A 15,960-nucleotide genomic window follows, 5' to 3' on the forward strand; every position below is an offset into this window, starting at 1 on the left:
GCACCCTCCTACCTACAGCGCGCGAAGCCACGCGGCTCCCCGAGGGGAGAGCGTGTAGCCGGTGTCGAGGCTGAGGGTGAGGCCGAGGTCCTTCAGTTTGCGGATGTCGCGCTTGAGCGTGTCCTTCTCGACGCCGAGCGACGCCGCGAGGTCCACGGCACGCGTGCCCGGGTTGGCCTCGATCAGCCGCAGCGTCTCGCGTGTCCACGCGCCTCGCCCGGCGCGCCCGTCGAGCCGGTCCAGCGCCGCGGCGATGTGCGCGACGTCGTCGGCGGTGAGGGCGGTGTCGGCTGCCATCGCGTGCCGGGGGTCCGGGCCGCCGTAGGACAGGGTGATCCGGAAGACCGGATCACGGGAGGTGCCACGCAGGGCGGCCAGCACGTCCTCGACGTGGCGGGCGCCGGCGGCGTGGGCGTCCTCGGCGGTGATCGTCGCCGGATCGACGCGCTCGACGGCGTCGATGACGATCACCCCGGCGACGGAGAGGAACGTACCGCCCGGGGACACCCGGCCGGTCGCCCAGCGCCGGAACGCGAGCGTGATGTCGCCCCGGGCGACGCCTTCGGCGACGACCCGTGTGAGCATCACGACGCTGTGCCGTTCTCGGCGGTCATGGGCGTACTCCTGGGGGCCGGTGAGCTGGTCGCGATCCATCCTGCCGTACGCGCCGCCGCCTTCTTACAGACGACCCGCCTCCACGATCCGCCGCAGGAACTGCCGGGTGCGCTCCTCCCGGGGATTGCCGAAGACCTCCTCCGGGGTGCCGCGCTCCAGCACCACCCCGGCGTCCAGGAAGCAGACCTGGTCGGCGACCTCACGGGCGAAGGCCATCTCGTGGGTGGCGATGACCATCGTCATGCCCTCGTCCTTCACCTCGCGTACGAGGCCGAGCACCTCGCCGACCAACTCGGGGTCCAGCGCGGCGGTGATCTCGTCCAGGAGCAGCAGCCGGGGGCGTACCGCCAGCGCCCGTACGATCGCCGCCCGCTGCTGCTGTCCGCCGCTCAGCCGGTCCGGGTACTCACCGGCCTTCGCCCCGAGCCCGAGCCGCTCCAGCAGTTCGCGGGCGCGGGCGTCCGCCTCCGTACGGGAGAGCCCGTGGACGCGCCGGGGAGCGAGGGTGATGTTCTGCAGGACGGTGAGGTGCGGGAAGAGGTTGTACGCCTGGAACACCACCCCGATCCGGCGGCGCACCGCGTTCGTGTCGGTGCGCGGATCGGTGATCTCCTCGCCGTCGAGCCAGATGGCTCCGTCGTCCACCTCCTCAAGGAGGTTGACGCAGCGCAACAGGGTCGACTTGCCGGACCCCGAGGCGCCGATGAGCGCGGTCACCGTGTGCGGGGCGACCTCCAGGTCCACGTCGCGCAGCACCAGTGACGTGCCGAACGACTTGCGGACGGCTTCCATCCGCAGCACGGGAGCCTCGGGCGCGGCGGCCTGTGTCGTCCCCGATCCCGTCCCCGATCCCGTCCCCGATCCCGTCCCCGGTGTCGCGTCCGTCGGCGCGCTCATACGATTCCTCCCTGTGCCCGTCGCCGGTCCATCCTGGCCGTCACCCAGTCGGTGAGCCGGGTCATCGGGATGGTCAGCGCGACGAAGACCAGACCGGCGACGACGTACGGGGTGTAGTTGAAGTCCTTGCCGGCGATGATCTGCGCCGCGTACACGGCGTCGACGGCGCCGGCGATCGATACCAGACCGGTGTCCTTCTGGAGCGACACGAGGTCGTTGAGGAGCGGCGGCACCACGCGCCGTACCGCCTGGGGCAGTACGACGAAGCGCAGCGCCTGCCCGCTGCTGAGCCCGAGGGAGCGTGCCGCGGCCCGCTGGGAGGGATGGACGGACTCGATGCCCGCCCGGAAGACCTCCGCGACGTACGCCGAGTAGCTCAGTACGAGGGCGGTGCCGGCCAGCAGTACGGGATCGTTGGTCACCCCCTGCAGGCGCAGCGCCGGCACTCCGAAGACCACCATCAACAGGCAGATGATGAGCGGCAGTCCGCGGAAGAAGTCCGTGTACGCGGTGGCCAGCGCCCGTACCGGGAAGAACACCGGCCCGCGCAGGGTGCGCGCCACCGCGAGCAGCAGTCCGAGCGCCAGCACGGCGGCACCGCACACCGCCAGCAGCCGCAGATTGAGCCACAGGCCCTCCATGACCTGAGGGAACGCCACGCGCGCGTAGTGGGCGCTGAAGAACGTCTCCTTGGTGCGGTCCCAGCCGGGGGAGTTGGTGATCAGGACGAACAGCACCGCGCCCGTCACGAGGGTGCTGACGGCGGCTATCGCCGTCGCGCGCCGGGCGCGGGCACGCCGGTGGCGGTCGCGGGCGACGCGGCGCTCCGAGGGGACGTAGCCGTCGTCGCTGCCGGGCTTGGCGAGCCTGTTGTCCAGCGTCTTGTCCAGCGTCACTTGAGCACCGGTGCGTCGACGGCGTCGGAGAGCCACTTCTTCTCCAGGGCGGCGAGGGTGCCGTCCTTACGGAGAGCGTCCACGGCGCCGCTCACGCACGAGGTGAGCGCGCTCTCCTTGTCGAGGACGAGACCGAACTGCTCCGGCTTGTCGCCGGAGTTCGGGAACTGACCGACGACCTCCGCCTCCGGCACCTCGGCGCCGGTGATGTAGAAGGCGGTGGGCAGGTCCACGACGATGGCGTCCACCTGGCCGCTCTTGAGCGCCGACTTGGCGAAGTCGTTCTTCTGGTAGACGGCGGCCGACTGGGTGGGCTTCACCAGGTCATTGATGAAGTCGAGGCTGGTGGTGCCCACTTGGGCGCCCAGTTTGACGCCCTTGAGGTCGGCCACACTCGTCGCCCGTGCGGCCTTCGACGACTTCAGGGCGACGACGGCCTGGCGTACGTCGTAGTAGCCGGAGGAGAAGGCGACGGCCTTCTTGCGCGACTCGCTGATGGAGACCTGGTTGATGTCGAAGTCGAACTTCTTGGCGCCGGGCGCGAACGAGGTGTTGAACGGCACGGTCTGCCAGACGACCGCGTCGCGCCCGTAACCGAGCTGCTCGGCCACTGCGTACGCCACCGCCGACTCGAACCCCTTGCCGTTGGACGGCTCGTCGTCGGCGAACCAGGGGGCGTACGCGGGCTTGTCGGTGCCGACGGTCAGTTTTCCCGCCGCCTCGGTGTCAAGCCCGCCGGGTGCGCAGGACTCCGCCGTGTCCTGCTTGCCGGACGCCTTGTCGGACGCCTTGTCGTCCGGCTGCGGGGAGCAGCCGGTGAGGGCGGCGCCGAGGGCGAGGGCGGAGCACAGAGCGGTGACCAGGGAACGGTTGACGAGATGCATAGCGGGAGACTCGCAGTGCTCGGGCCGGTCTGTCGAGAGATCACGGCAGCTGTCCGCATATTGGGAACGGGTGTTGCGGCGCTGTGAACAGCACCGCGACACCCGCCTGTTACGTGAGCCCGGGGCCGTACTGCGGAGCCGTACTCGTGCCATCTGGGGCCGTACTGCGGAGCCGTACAGGATCCTCAGACGAAGCGCGCCAGCACGTTGTACGGATACGGCAGCGGGCGGGCGCTGGCCTCGTCCAGGCGGCTCGTCTGGGCCGCCGTCAACTCCCAGCCCACCGCGCCGAGATTGTCCGTCAGCTGGTCGAGTGTCCGCGCGCCGATGATCGGGGCCGTGACTCCCGGGCGGTCCAGCAGCCAGCGCAGTGCCACCTGTGAGGGGGTGCGGTCCGACTCGGCGGCGACGGCCTGGACCGTCTCCACGACCCGCCAGGTCTCCTCGTTGTCGCGGCCCCGCCAGCTCTCGCCGTCGCCGTGGGACTCACGGCTGCCGGGCGGGACCGACGTCATGCCCCGCTGGTACTTGCCGGTCAGCCAGCCGCCCTGGAGGGGGCTGTACGGGATCACCCCGACGCCCGCCGCCTCGCTCTGCGGCAGCAGCTCCCACTCCACCTCGCGCGCGAGGAGGTTGTAGATCGGCTGGAGGCAGACGTACGGCGCCCAGCCCCGCCGGTCGGCCACGTCGAGCGCCCGCTGGAGCTGGCCGGGGGAGACGTTGCTCGCGCCCAGATAGCGGACCTTGCCCGCCGTCACGAGAGTGTCGAGCGTGCCGAGGGTCTCCTCGATCGGGGTTCGGAAGTCCCAGACGTGCGTCTGGTAGAGGTCGATGTAGTCGGTGCCGAGCCGCCGCAGGCTCGCCTCCACCGACGCGATGATGTGCTTGCGACTCAGCCCGGCCTCGTTGGGGCCATCGCCCATCGGGAGGGCCACCTTCGTCGCGATGACGAGCCCGTCGCGGTCGCGCCCCTTCAGCCAGCTGCCGAGAACTTCCTCCGAGACGCCCCGGCCGTACGCGTCCGCCGTGTCCAGGAAGGTGCCGCCGGCTTCCGTGAAGGTGTCGAGGATGCGATGCGCGCCCGCCTCGTCGTCCTTCGTGAAGGTCATCGTGCCGAGACAGAGTTCGCTGACGCGGAGCCCCGTCCTGCCGAGAGTTCGCTGCTTCATGGTCCAGACGTTAGGCGTTCGAGCGCACACCAGGGCATGGATTTTCCTTGCCGCAGAACTCCCTACCTGCCCTTCCGCTCCTTTCCTTCCCTTCCTGCCCTTCCGGTGGCCGGAGTTCAGCCGCCCGCGAGCACCGCGCACGACTCCGGCGGCAGCCGCAGCACCCCGTCAGGGCCGGGCGGCTCCACCGGCTCCCAGGCCACCAGCACCTGGCCGGTCCGGCCGCCCAGTGGGATCTCGACCGGCCGCGCGGAGAGGTTCAGCGCGATCCGCAGATCGCCGCGCCGGTACGCGAGCCAGCGTGCGCCCTCGTCGTACGCCACCTTCACCGTCGCCAGGTCCGGGTCGGACAGGTCCGGATGGCTGTGGCGCAGGGCGATCAGGTCGCGGTGCCAGGCGAGCAGGCGGGCGTGCGGCTCGCGGGCCGCCTCCGTCCTGTCCAGGCACGAGCGGTCGCGCGTGGCGGGATCCTGCGGGTCGGGAATGGACTCGGCCGCCCAGCCGTGCGCCGCGAACTCCCGCCGTCTGCCGTTGCGTACGGCCTCCGCCAGCTCCGGGTCCTGGTGGTCGGTGAAGAACTGCCAGGGCGTACGCGCGCCCCACTCCTCGCCCATGAAGAGCATCGGTGTGAAAGGCCCCGTCAGTACGAGCGTCGCGGCGCACGCCAGCAGACCGGGGGAGAGCGTCGCCGACAACCGGTCGCCGAGCGCGCGGTTGCCGATCTGGTCGTGCGTCTGGGCGTAGCCGAGGAAGCGGTGGGAGGAGGTCCTGCCGGGGTCGACGGGGCGGCCGTGCGTCCGGCCCCGGAAACTCGAATACGTACCGTCGTGGAAGAAGCCACGGGTCAGGGTCTTGGCCACCGCGGCGACCGGCCCGGCCGCGAAGTCGGCGTAGTAGCCCTGCGATTCGCCGGTGAGCGCGGTGTGCAGCGCGTGGTGGAAGTCGTCGTTCCACTGGGCGTGCAGCCCGAGACCGCCCTGCGGGCGCGGCGTGGTCGTACGGGGATCGTTCAGATCGGACTCGGCGATCAGGAACAGCGGCCTGGCCAGCTCCGCCGAGAGCGCGTCGACGGCGGTGGACAGCTCTTCCAGGAAGGTCAGCGCGCGGGTGTCGGCGAGGGCGTGCACCGCGTCGAGGCGCAGCCCGTCGAAGCGGTAGTCACGCAGCCAGGCGAGCGCGCTCTCCAGCAGATACGCGCGGACCTCGTCCGAGCCGGGGGCGTCGAGGTTGACGGCCGATCCCCAGGGGGTGTGGTGCGTGTCGGTGAAGTACGGGCCGAACTGCGGCAGGTAGTTGCCGGACGGGCCCAGGTGGTTGTGCACCACGTCGAGCACGACGCCGAGGCCCAGCCCGTGAGCCGTGTCGACAAAGCGCTTCAGTGCCTCAGGCCCGCCGTACGGCTCGTGCACCGCCCACAGCGACACACCCTCGTACCCCCAGCCGTGCGTCCCCGGGAAGGGGCACACCGGCATCAGCTCGACATGCGTGATGCCCAGCGCGGCCAGTGGGGCGAGGTGGGCCCCCGCCGCGTCCAGGGTGCCCTCGTCGGTGAACGTGCCGACGTGCAGCTCGTAGAGGACCGCGCCCGGCAGCGGCCGGCCGCGCCACGGCGTGGACCACTCGTACGAGTCATGGTCGACGACCGCGCTGAGCCCGTCGGGGCCGTCCGGCTGGCGGCGGGAGCGGGGGTCGGGCAGCACGGGGCCGTCGTCCAGGGCGAAGCCGTAGCGGGTGCCGTCGGCGGCGGGCGCCTCGGCGGTCCACCAGCCCTCGCGCAGCGGGTCGCGGGTCATGGTGTGGCCGGTGGCGTCTCCCAGGTGGAGCGTGACGCGGTCCCGCGCCTGCGGTGCCCAGACCTCGAACTGCACGAGTCGTCCCCCTCTGTCGCCGATGTCGTCGGCACTCATCACCCACATAGTGACAAGAGTGCAGGCAGGAGGCTCGGTGATCGCGTCGTTTCGGAGGACACGACCGGATCCGGCCAGATGCGTCCCGCGGCCGGATCGGTCCGGCGGCTGGGTCGGTCCGGTCGGACCGGCCCGGTCGGATCCGACCGGGCCGACCGGGCCGGCCCGACCGCTCAGACCAGGTTGATCCGCTCCGTCGCCACCGGATAGCCCGCGCGCGCGAATTGCGCGGCCATCGGGAAGTTCCCCCGGTCCGTCGCGCCCGCGATGAACGTCGCCCCGTTCTCCGCCAGCACGTTCGTGCACTCGACCAGCAGGTCGTACGCGTACCCGTGACCGCGCTGCTCCGGTACGACCCCGATGAACGCGACGCACGGCCCCGACGGGTTGTGCGCGGGTACGTGGATGCCGACCAGCTCGCCCGCCGGGTCGTACGCCAGCTGCCACCACTCGCGCGGCGACGGGCACCAGCGGAAGAAGTCCAGCTCCTCCTGGGCGGCGCTGTCCGCCCCCGACTTCTCGATCGCGCGCAGCGCGTGCGCGTCGAGCGTGCCCGCCTGGACGCGGCGCAGCACGTCGAAGATCACGTCGTCGTCCGGCTCGGGGCGGAACTCCAGCCGGCCCGGCCGCGCCGGCAGCGCCAGATCGGACGTCCACCGGTAGGTGAAGCGCTCGACCAGCGGCTTCATCCCGGCGGCCCGTGCGGCGTCCGTCCGGGACTCGACGGCCGCGCGGAGCTTCGCGTCCTCGCGCCAGCCGGCGGGCGCGATCAGCTCGTACTCGACGTTCCACGGGGCGCGGCGGAGCAGTTCCGCGCCCGCCTCGTCCTCGCCCTCCGCGATGTCGAGCCAGTTGAGCACCAGCGGCTCCCGGTCCTCGGGCCCGCCCCACCAGGCGGCGCGGGCCACGACGACGCCGTCGCGCAGCGCCACCCAGCTCCACTCCGGGCGGTAGTCGCCGCCCTCGGCGACGGTGCGGTACTCGACTCCGGTGATCGCGCGGCCGACGAGTCCCGCGTCGGGCAGCGAACGGAACAGCGGAGCTTCGGAATCGGCGATCTGACGGAAGACCGGATCGGTCATGTAAGTGAGCCTCCAGGAAGGGGCGCTCACCGTAAACGACCGGCAAGTGGCCGGTCGAACCAATTTTGTCACCGTGCGATGGCCGTTCTGGACACCTCACCGACTCGGCCCGACAATCAGTCATGTGACGTCCTCGTTCGAGTTCCACACGTATCCCGCGCGGCTCTCCGACGCCGAGCGCGACCGTGTGCTCGCGGTCCTGAGAGAAGGAGCGGCACAGGGCAAGCTGTCCCACGACACCTTCATCCGCCGCATGGATCTCGCGCTGGCCGCGCGCAGGTCCGACGAGCTGCAGGTGCTCACGGCCGACCTGGACACCGACGGCCGCTGGACACGGCGGCTGTTCGGCGCGGTGGGGCGGGCGTCCGCGTTCTCCGTACGGTTGCGCAGGGCCTGGCAGGTCGAACGGCTGCCGAAGCTGTTGCTGCCCGACCCTGGCCCGATTCCGCTGCGTATCGGCCGCGACCCGATGAACGGGCTACGGCTCAGCCACGACACCGTCTCCCGGCTCCACGCCGAGCTGGGTATGCAGGGCGGGCGGTGGATCCTGCGGGATCTGGGGTCGACCAACGGCACGACGGTCAACGGGCGCCGGGTGACGGGGACCGTCGTGGTGCGCGACGGCGACATGGTGAGCTTCGGCCAGCTGAGCTACCGGCTCGCGGCGAACTGAACGGCGCCCCTCGCGGCGCCGGTGCCGCGCCGAACCGCGCGCCGAGCGGCCCGCCGAACCGCCCACCCAGCGGCTTTCCGTAGCCGCCTGCTGGGGAAAACCACAGGCAGGTTCTGCGGTGTACCCCAGTGACCCGGATACACCCCGGGCGGGAACCTGATCATCAACAGCGGATCAGGTTCGTCCAGGGGGAGGTGCCCGCCATGTCGGGCAGAGAGCAGTTCACCGTCAGGGTCGCGCGCTGGTGCGCGACCCACCCATGGCGCGCGGTCGTCGGGTGGGTCGTGTTCCTCGCGCTCTGCGTCGGCGCGGGCGCCGCCGCGGGCACGAACAAGGGGAAGTTCGAGGACTTCTGGGTGGGCGAGGCGGGCCGCGCGGAGGCCATGGCCCAGCACAGTGGTCTCACCCCCGCGCCCCAGGAGGACGTGCTCATCACCTCGCGCGGGGGGCCGCTCGACACCCGGGCCGCACGGGCCGCATCCGGCGCCGTCGAGCAGCGGATGGAGAAGCTGCCGGCCGTCGTGTCCGTCGCCGGCCCGGTCGCCTCCAAGGACGGCGGGTCGCTGCTGGTCACCGTCACCCTGCGCGGCGACAAGGAGACCGCCAAGACCGACGTCGACGCGCTGCTCGCGCAGACCGAGGCCGTACGCGACGCACACCCCGGTCTGACGATCGAACAGACCGGTAGCGCCTCCATCTCCAACGGAGTCAACGACAAGCAGGGGACCGACCTTCAGCGGACCGAGATGATCAGTCTGCCGATCACGTTCATCATCCTGTTCGTCGTCTTCGGCACCGTCCTGGCGGCCGGGATCCCCCTGCTGCTCTCGGTCTCCGCGATCGGCGGCGCCATCGGGCTGTACGGGCTGGCGTCCTGGGTCTTCCCCGACGCGGGCGGCGCGGTCATCAGCGTCGTCTTCATGCTGGGCATGGCCGTCGGTGTCGACTACTCGCTCTTCTATCTCAAGCGGGCCAGGGAGGAGCGCGAGCGGTCCGGCGGCACCATCAGCCATGTCGCCGCCGTGGAGCTGGCCGCCGCCACCTCGGGGCGCGCGGTCGTCGACTCCGGACTCGCCGTCGTCCTGGCGCTCGGCGGACTCTACGTCGTGGACGACGTCATCTTCTCGTCCATCGCCACCGGCGCGATCCTGGCGACGCTCGTCGCCGTCGCCGCGTCACTGACCGTACTGCCCGCGCTGCTCGCGAAGCTCGGCCCCCGGACGGACGGCAGGAAGAGCCGCCGCGCCGGACGTCCGGGCGCCGACGGCTCCCGGATGTGGACGGCCATGCTGCGCCCGGTGATGCGCAGGCCGCTTCTCACCCTCATGGCTGGCGTCGCGGCGACAGCGGCCCTCGCGCTGCCGGCGCTGGGCCTGGTCATGGGTACGGAGGGCAAGGAGACCTTCCCGGACAGCGTCCCGTCGGTCGCCGCGTACGACAAGCTGACGGAGGCGTATCCCGCCCGGGGAATCGCGCATCTCGTCCTCGTGAGGACGGACGACGCGCACGCCGACGAGGCACGGACAGGGCTGCGGCAGCTCGCCGCCCACACCCAGGGTGATCCGCTCTTCGCCCAGGGCGGTCCGCCGAAGCCCGTCGTGTCGAAGGACGGCCGAACGGCCCTGCTGCGGCTGCCCGTTCCGTACACGCAGAACTCCGACGAGGCGAAGCGTTCGCTGACGCGCGTACGGGACGTACTCGTCCCCGCGACGGTCGGGCGGGTCGACGGCGCCGAGACCGCCGTCTCCGGGGAGACCGCCGGCGGTGTGGACTACGCGGCCCACCAGGAGGGGCGACTGCCCTGGGTGATCGTGCTCGTCTCGCTCACCACCCTGGTCATCATGTACGCGGCCTTCCGCTCCGTCGTCCTGGCCCTGCTGGGCGTGGCGCTCAACGTGGCAGCCGTCGCGGTCTCCTGGGGTGTCCTCGCGCTGGTCTTCCAGGGGACGTGGGCCGAGGGACTGCTCGGCTTCGACTCCACCGGCTTCGTCGGCTCCCGCAACCCGTTGATGATCTTCACGATCCTGGTGGGGCTCTCGACGGACTACCAGATCTTCGTGGTGAGCCGGATCAGGGAACGGGTGCGGCGCGGGGTGCCGACACGGGAGGCGGTGGTCGAAGGCATAGCCGGTTCGGCGAGTGTCGTCACGAGCGCGGCGGTCATCATGGTCTCGGTCTTCGTCAGCTTCCTGTTCATCGACCGGATCGAGATGAAGCAGATCGCCGTCGGGCTGACGGTGGCCGTGTTGTTCGACGCGATCGTGCTGCGCGCGCTGATCCTGCCGTCGGCGATGGCGCTGCTGGGCGACCGGGTGTGGTGGCCGGCCAAGCCGGAGCGGCTGCGCGAGGTGGCCCCGGCGCCGGCTCCGGTGCCGTCCGGAGCGGTGCCCGGTGCGGCGGCGCGCGGGGACCGATGATTTCCGCCGCCGCGGACGGTCATGACCTTGTATGTGCGTATCGGACGCATGGACAAGAGGGAGGCACACCTCATGGCAGCCCAGAGCAACATCACCGGACTCGGCGTCATCCTCGGCAGCACGGACCCCGAACCGCTCATCGAGTGGTATCGCGCCGCGCTGGAGCCGTTGGGTGCCCGCTGGGACGAGCACATGCTTGTCGTCGGACAGGAGACGATCATCGGTTTCGACCGGCGTGACGACGTCGCGGACAAGGCCGCGGAGCCCGGGAGGCACCTGATCAACATCACGGTGCGCGACATCCGAGCGGCCGAGAAGCACCTCAACACCCTCGGAGTGACCTGGGTGCGGCCGGTCGAGGACGTCGGGGGAGGGTGGATCTTCTCCACCGTCTCGGACCCGGTCGGCAACTACCTCCAGATCCTCCAGGCCCCCGCGGCGCCCTGAGGCGGATCGTCACACGGCATCAGAGACGTTCGGCCCGACGAGATGGACGCCGAGTACCCCCCTCCCACGCCGTCGCCCGCGTGGTGGGGGGCGCCCGCACCGCTACTCGCGGCGGGACAGCAGCGCCACCGGGCTCGCCGACAGCAGCTCCGTCAGGGAGATCGGGCCGCCCGGGAACTCGCGGTCCGGGGACAGCGCGTCCGTCCAGCGGCCCGCCGGGAGTTCCAGCACCGTGCCCGACCAGCCGCCCGCCGCCGCCAGGCGCAGGGACAGCCGGGTGACCGCCGTGATGACCTCGCCCGAGCGGGAGAACGCGGTGCAGTGGTCGGCCGCCGGGCCCGTCGCGGTCAACGGTGTGTACGTGGCCGACTCCGCGAAGGCGTGCGGGCGTTCGCGGCGCAGTCGCAGGGCCGCCACCGTCAGCACCGTCTTCTCGTCGGGCGGGCCCGTACGGAAGCGTTCGCGGTTGTCCGGGTCGACCAGGGCCAGATACTCCCGCTCCGTCCGCTGATAGATGTCCGGCACGCCCGGCATCGTGAGATGGACCAGCGCCGCGCCGAGCGTGTTCGCCCTTACGTACGGGGCGAGTTCACGGGTGAGCCGGGCCACCGCCTCGCGCGGCCGGCCGGCCGGGCCCGCCGCGACGAAGTCCCGTACCGCCTGCTCGTACACCGGATCCGGCTCCGTCCAGCTGGTGTGCAGCCCCGCCTCCCGTACGGACTTCAGCAGCGCCGGCTCCATCCTGGCGCCGTCCGGCGGCGCCTCCGCCGGGGTGAAGCCGATCGCCGTCTGCCAGGCCTGCCAGGCCAGTTGGGCGTCCGGCGCGGCGACCCCCGCCAACTGGCGCAGCAACGCGTCCCACCGCTCGGGGCACTCGGACAGGACGCTGATCCTGGCCCGTACGTCCGCGCTGCGCTTGGTGTCGTGCGTGGTCAGTACGGTGCCGGTGGCCGGCCAGTCGCGGGCGAGGCGCGCGCAGTAGTCGTGGAAGCGCTCCGGGCTCACCGCGGGCCGCCCCGGATCGCCGCCGACCTCGTTCGCGGACAGCAGCGGCACATGGCGGTAGAACGCCGTGTCCTCCACGGCCTTGGCGCGCAGCGCGGACGACGTCTGGGCGAAACGCGCGCAGAACGCGGTCCGGTCGGGGCCGCCGCCGAGCCTGCCGAGGGCCAACTCCCGTACGACGTCGACCGCCGCCGCCTCCTCCGGTACCGCGAACGCCGCCTTCGCCTGCCGCGCCGCCTCCTCCGACACCGCGGCCTCGTCTGACTTCCGGCAGGGGCCGCCCGCGACCGTGTAGGGCCGGTAGACGGGCACCCGTACCAGCAGCTCCCTGATCGCCGTCCGCAGCGCCCACGGCGCGTGGTCGCGCAACGTGACGTCCGCCGCGCAGATCCGCTCCGCGATCCGGGCCAGCGCCCCCGTCTCGGCGGCCAGTTCGTCGATGACGACCTTGTACATCGCGCGCCGCACGGTCGCTTCCCAGTAGCCGCCCCGGTCGCCCGCGGGCCCGGTGAAGTCCCGGAAGCGCTGCGCCAGTTCGTCGGCGCCGACCGGATCGGTGAACAGCCCGTCGATACGGTGCAGCGCGTCGTACCCTGTCGTGCCCGCCACCGGCCAGCTCGCGGGCAGCGGTTCGTCACCGGTGAGGATCTTCTCCACGACCGTCCAACAGGCCCCGCCCGTGGCCTCGTTGAGGCGGCGCAGATACGCCTCCGGGTCGGCCAGTCCGTCCGGATGGTCGATCCGCAGACCGTCGACGACCCCGTCCCGTACGAGTTCGAGGATCTTGGCATGGGTCGCGGTGAAGACCTCCGGGTCCTCCACCCGCACGCCGATCAGCTCGGAGATGGTGAAGAAACGCCGGTAGTTCAGCTCGGTGCGTCCCAGCCGCCACCACGCGGGCCGGTAGTGCTGGGCGTCGAGGAGCGCGGGCAGCGGCAGCTCCTCCGTGCCGGCGGCGAGCGGGAAGCTCTGCTCGCCGTGGTGCAGCATGCCGTCCTCGACCCGCAGTCCGGCCAGTTCACCACCCACCGGCCCCGGCAGCACGGGCAGCAGCAACTTCCCGCCGCCCGCCTCCCAGTCGATGTCGAACCACCGCGCGTACGGGGACGCCGGACCCTCCCGCAGCACCTCCCACAGGGCCCTGTTGTGCCGGGGCGCGGTCGCCATGTGGTTGGGCACGATGTCGAGAACGATCCCGAGCCCGTACTCGTGGGCCCGGTCGGCCAGCTTCCGCAGCCCCTCCTCGCCGCCCAGCTCGGCGCGCACGCGCGAGTGGTCGACGACGTCGTATCCGTGGGTCGAGCCCGGTACGGCCTCCAGCACGGGTGACAGATGGAGGTGCGAGACCCCGAGCGCGGCCACGTACGGCACCGCCTTGGCGGCGGCGGCGAAGGGGAAGTCCGGCTGGAGCTGGAGTCGGTAGGTGGCAGAGGGCGTCATGCGAACGTACGTACCCCGCTGAGCGGCTTCTGTGTCATCCGCTCATGCATTCGGCAGCCCGGCCCGACCAGGGGCCCGCCCGGAGACCTGCCCGGAGACCTGCCCGGAGACCTGCCCGGGCCCGCCCGAGGGGCGGGCACGACCGGGGCGGGGCACGGACCCGCACCCCGCCCCGGTCCCGGTCACACCTGCCGCATCAGCACGGTCATGCTGCGGCCGATCATCGTGATCCGCTCGCCCGCGTCCACCTTCGGACCGTCCCCCGGCGGCACGCCCTCCGGCCGGGCCGTGTCCACGACGATCCGCCACTGGCTGCCGTGATGCGCGGGCACGGCGAATTCCAGCGTCTCCGCGCTCGCGTTGAACATCAGCAGGAACGAGTCGTCCGAGATCCGCTCGCCACGCGGCCCCGGCTCCGAGATGGCCTGCCCGTTCAGGAAGACCGACATGGCCTTCGCGTCGGTCGCGTCCCAGTCGCCCTGGATCATCTCTTCACCCTCAGGGGTGAACCACGAGATGTCCGACAGCTCGTCGTGCGTCCCCTCCACCGGACGGCCGTGGAAGAACCGCCGCCGCCGGAACACCGGATGGTCGCGCCGCAGCCAGACCATGGTCTGGGTGAAGGCGAGCAGGCCCTTGTTCTTCTCGTCGCCCTTCTCGGGCCAGTGCACCCAGGCGACCTCGTTGTCCTGGCAGTACGCGTTGTTGTTGCCGCCCTGCGTACGGCCGAACTCGTCACCGTGACTGAGCATCGGCACGCCCTGGGACAGCATCAGCGTCGCGATGAAGTTGCGCACCTGACGGTCGCGCAGCTCCACCACCTCCGGATCGTCGGTCTCCCCCTCCGCCCCGCAGTTCCACGAGCGGTTGTGGCTCTCGCCGTCCCTGTTGCCCTCGCCGTTCGCCTCGTTGTGCTTGTCGTTGTAGGCGACCAGGTCGTGCAGGGTGAAGCCGTCGTGGCAGGTGGTGAAGTTGATGGACGCCAGCGGGCGGCGCCCGTCGTCCTGGTACAGATCGGACGAACCGGTGAGCCGGGACGCGAACTCCGCCAGGGTGCGCGGCTCGCCCCGCCACAGGTCGCGGACCGTGTCGCGGTACTTGCCGTTCCACTCGGTCCACAGCGGCGGGAAGTTGCCCACCTGGTAACCGCCCTCGCCCACGTCCCACGGCTCGGCGATCAGCTTCACCTGGCTGACCACCGGGTCCTGCTGGACCAGGTCGAAGAACGACGACAGCCGGTCCACCTCGTGGAACTGGCGGGCGAGTGTCGCGGCGAGGTCGAAGCGGAAGCCGTCGACATGCATCTCCTCCACCCAGTACCGCAGCGAGTCCATGATCAGCTGGAGCACGTGCGGACTGCGCATCAGGAGCGAGTTCCCGGTGCCGGTGGTGTCCGTGTAGTAGCGCGGGTTGTCGGCGCCGAGCCGGTAGTAGGAGGCGTTGTCGAGGCCCCTGAAGGAGAGCGTCGGGCCCAGATGATTGCCCTCGGCCGTGTGGTTGTAGACCACGTCGAGGATCACCTCGATGCCCGCCTCGTGCAGCGCCTTCACCGCCTGCTTGAACTCCAGCACCTGCTCGCCCCGGTCTCCCCAGGAGGCGTAGGTGTTGTGCGGGGCGAAGAAGCCGATGGTGTTGTAGCCCCAGTAGTTGTTGAGGCCCGCGTCCACCAGCCGGTGGTCGTTGACGAACTGATGCACCGGCATTATTTCCAGCGCGGTGACACCCAGCTCGGTCAGATGCTCGATCACCGCCGGATGGGCCAGCCCCGCGTACGTACCGCGCAGCTCCTCCGGCAGATCCGGGTGCAGCATCGTCAGGCCCTTCACATGGGCCTCGTAGATGACGGTGCGGTGGTAGTCGGTCCGCGGGCGGCGGTCGTCGCCCCAGTCGAAGTACGGGTTGACCACGACGGCCGTCATCGTGTGCGGCGCCGAGTCCATGTCGTTGCGCGAGTCCGGCTTGCCGAAGTGGTAGCCGTACACCGACTCGTTCCAGTCGATGCTGCCGCTGATCGCGCGGGCGTACGGGTCCAGGAGCAGCTTCGCCGAGTTGCAGCGCTGCCCGTTCTCGGGCGCGTACGGCCCGTGGACCCGGAAGCCGTACCGCTGACCGGGCATGATGCCCGGCAGGTAGGCATGCCTGACGAAGGCGTCTGTCTCGCGGAGCTCCACCGCCGTTTCTGAACCGTCGTCGTGCAGGAGGCACAACTCGATCCGGTGCGCGGCCTCTGAGTAGACCGCGAAGTTGGTTCCGGCGCCGTCGTACGTGGCGCCGAGGGGATACGTCTGTCCCGGCCAGACCTGCATAGATATGACTCTTCCACTTCTGATCCGGGTGCTGGGGCTTTCTTCGATCAGATACTCCCCGAAAGAGGCGCAACCTCCTAGGAGGCCGTCGCCGAAGCCGGGCCGGAAGCAGTCGGGCCGACCCGGCGGGTCAACTTCGGGTTCCCGGAGCACCACCCCGTTGCCGGACCGTGTCCTGACGTCGTATATGGCCGGATTCAGACCATACGCCGCCCCTCAGCC

12 protein-coding genes are annotated in these 15,960 nt (G+C 71.0%); 3 read left to right on the plus strand and 9 right to left on the minus strand.

Features of this window, described 5'->3' with window-relative positions; translation table 11 throughout:
- Nucleotides 1-12 precede the first annotated feature (12 nt).
- From ACFT9I_RS03970 to ACFT9I_RS04000, 7 genes are all read right to left on the minus strand, one after another.
- A complete protein-coding gene (locus tag ACFT9I_RS03970; RefSeq protein ID WP_382560319.1) occupies nt 13-654 on the minus strand; it encodes a hypothetical protein in 642 nt (213 codons plus the stop codon).
- A gap of 24 nt (nt 655-678) precedes the next feature.
- Nucleotides 679-1,407 carry an amino acid ABC transporter ATP-binding protein gene (locus tag ACFT9I_RS03975; RefSeq protein WP_382560812.1) on the minus strand — a complete coding sequence of 243 codons (729 nt, stop codon included), beginning with the start codon at nt 1,405-1,407 and terminating at the stop codon, nt 679-681.
- A 101-nt stretch (nt 1,408-1,508) separates the two neighbouring features.
- Entirely contained in the window at nt 1,509-2,408 is a 900-nt protein-coding gene (locus ACFT9I_RS03980) for an amino acid ABC transporter permease (protein ID WP_382560320.1), read from the minus strand.
- Nucleotides 2,405-3,292, minus strand: coding sequence for an ABC transporter substrate-binding protein (locus tag ACFT9I_RS03985; RefSeq protein WP_382560322.1), 888 nt, complete (start codon nt 3,290-3,292; stop codon nt 2,405-2,407). Before ACFT9I_RS03985 ends, ACFT9I_RS03980 begins: the two co-directional genes overlap by 4 nt.
- Before the next feature lie 185 nt (nt 3,293-3,477).
- On the minus strand, nt 3,478-4,461 hold the full coding sequence (locus ACFT9I_RS03990) for an aldo/keto reductase (protein ID WP_382560324.1): 984 nt from the start codon (nt 4,459-4,461) through the stop codon (nt 3,478-3,480).
- Nucleotides 4,462-4,577: 116 nt separating this feature from the next.
- Nucleotides 4,578-6,329 (minus strand): malto-oligosyltrehalose trehalohydrolase, encoded by a 1,752-nt coding sequence (gene treZ / locus ACFT9I_RS03995; RefSeq protein WP_382560815.1) that lies wholly within the window; start codon nt 6,327-6,329, stop codon nt 4,578-4,580.
- Between the two features lie 212 nt (nt 6,330-6,541).
- Complete coding sequence (locus tag ACFT9I_RS04000; RefSeq protein WP_382560327.1) at nt 6,542-7,450, minus strand: GNAT family N-acetyltransferase; 909 nt, start codon at nt 7,448-7,450, stop codon at nt 6,542-6,544.
- A 124-nt stretch (nt 7,451-7,574) separates the two neighbouring features.
- Between ACFT9I_RS04000 and ACFT9I_RS04005 the strand changes: the two genes are divergently transcribed.
- The 3 genes from ACFT9I_RS04005 to ACFT9I_RS04015 all read left to right on the plus strand — a co-directional run bounded on the left by ACFT9I_RS04005 (nt 7,575) and on the right by ACFT9I_RS04015 (nt 10,987).
- On the plus strand, nt 7,575-8,123 hold the full coding sequence (locus ACFT9I_RS04005; protein ID WP_382560330.1) for a DUF1707 and FHA domain-containing protein: 549 nt from the start codon (nt 7,575-7,577) through the stop codon (nt 8,121-8,123).
- A gap of 203 nt (nt 8,124-8,326) precedes the next feature.
- Nucleotides 8,327-10,540 (plus strand): MMPL family transporter, encoded by a 2,214-nt coding sequence (locus ACFT9I_RS04010; protein ID WP_382560331.1) that lies wholly within the window; start codon nt 8,327-8,329, stop codon nt 10,538-10,540.
- 72 nt (nt 10,541-10,612) lie between these two features.
- Nucleotides 10,613-10,987 carry a VOC family protein gene (locus tag ACFT9I_RS04015; protein ID WP_382560334.1) on the plus strand — a complete coding sequence of 125 codons (375 nt, stop codon included), beginning with the start codon at nt 10,613-10,615 and terminating at the stop codon, nt 10,985-10,987.
- 102 nt (nt 10,988-11,089) lie between these two features.
- Here the strand turns inward: ACFT9I_RS04015 and treY are convergent, their stop codons facing one another.
- Nucleotides 11,090-13,432: a malto-oligosyltrehalose synthase gene (treY, locus tag ACFT9I_RS04020; protein WP_382560337.1), complete on the minus strand. Its 2,343-nt coding sequence runs from the start codon at nt 13,430-13,432 to the stop codon at nt 11,090-11,092.
- Between the two features lie 182 nt (nt 13,433-13,614).
- Nucleotides 13,615-15,738 (minus strand): glycogen debranching protein GlgX, encoded by a 2,124-nt coding sequence (glgX, locus tag ACFT9I_RS04025; RefSeq protein ID WP_382560340.1) that lies wholly within the window; start codon nt 15,736-15,738, stop codon nt 13,615-13,617.
- Between the last annotated feature and the right edge of the window lie 222 nt (nt 15,739-15,960).

Source organism: Streptomyces sp. NPDC057137, from assembly GCF_042670825.1.
In the GTDB taxonomy this organism is placed as follows: domain Bacteria; phylum Actinomycetota; class Actinomycetes; order Streptomycetales; family Streptomycetaceae; genus Streptomyces.

Excerpts from the sequence above, each read along its gene's own strand:
- ACFT9I_RS04010 (WP_382560331.1), top strand. The coding sequence starts at position 8,327 with ATGTCGGGCAGAGAGCAGTTCACCGTCAGGGTCGCGCGCTGGTGCGCG.
- glgX (WP_382560340.1), bottom strand. The coding sequence starts at position 15,738 with ATGCAGGTCTGGCCGGGACAGACGTATCCCCTCGGCGCCACGTACGAC.
- ACFT9I_RS04000 (WP_382560327.1), bottom strand. The coding sequence starts at position 7,450 with ATGACCGATCCGGTCTTCCGTCAGATCGCCGATTCCGAAGCTCCGCTG.
- ACFT9I_RS03985 (WP_382560322.1), bottom strand. The coding sequence starts at position 3,292 with ATGCATCTCGTCAACCGTTCCCTGGTCACCGCTCTGTGCTCCGCCCTC.
- treY (WP_382560337.1), bottom strand. The coding sequence starts at position 13,432 with ATGACGCCCTCTGCCACCTACCGACTCCAGCTCCAGCCGGACTTCCCC.
- ACFT9I_RS03990 (WP_382560324.1), bottom strand. The coding sequence starts at position 4,461 with ATGAAGCAGCGAACTCTCGGCAGGACGGGGCTCCGCGTCAGCGAACTC.
- ACFT9I_RS04015 (WP_382560334.1), top strand. The coding sequence starts at position 10,613 with ATGGCAGCCCAGAGCAACATCACCGGACTCGGCGTCATCCTCGGCAGC.
- ACFT9I_RS03975 (WP_382560812.1), bottom strand. The coding sequence starts at position 1,407 with ATGGAAGCCGTCCGCAAGTCGTTCGGCACGTCACTGGTGCTGCGCGAC.
- ACFT9I_RS03970 (WP_382560319.1), bottom strand. The coding sequence starts at position 654 with ATGGATCGCGACCAGCTCACCGGCCCCCAGGAGTACGCCCATGACCGC.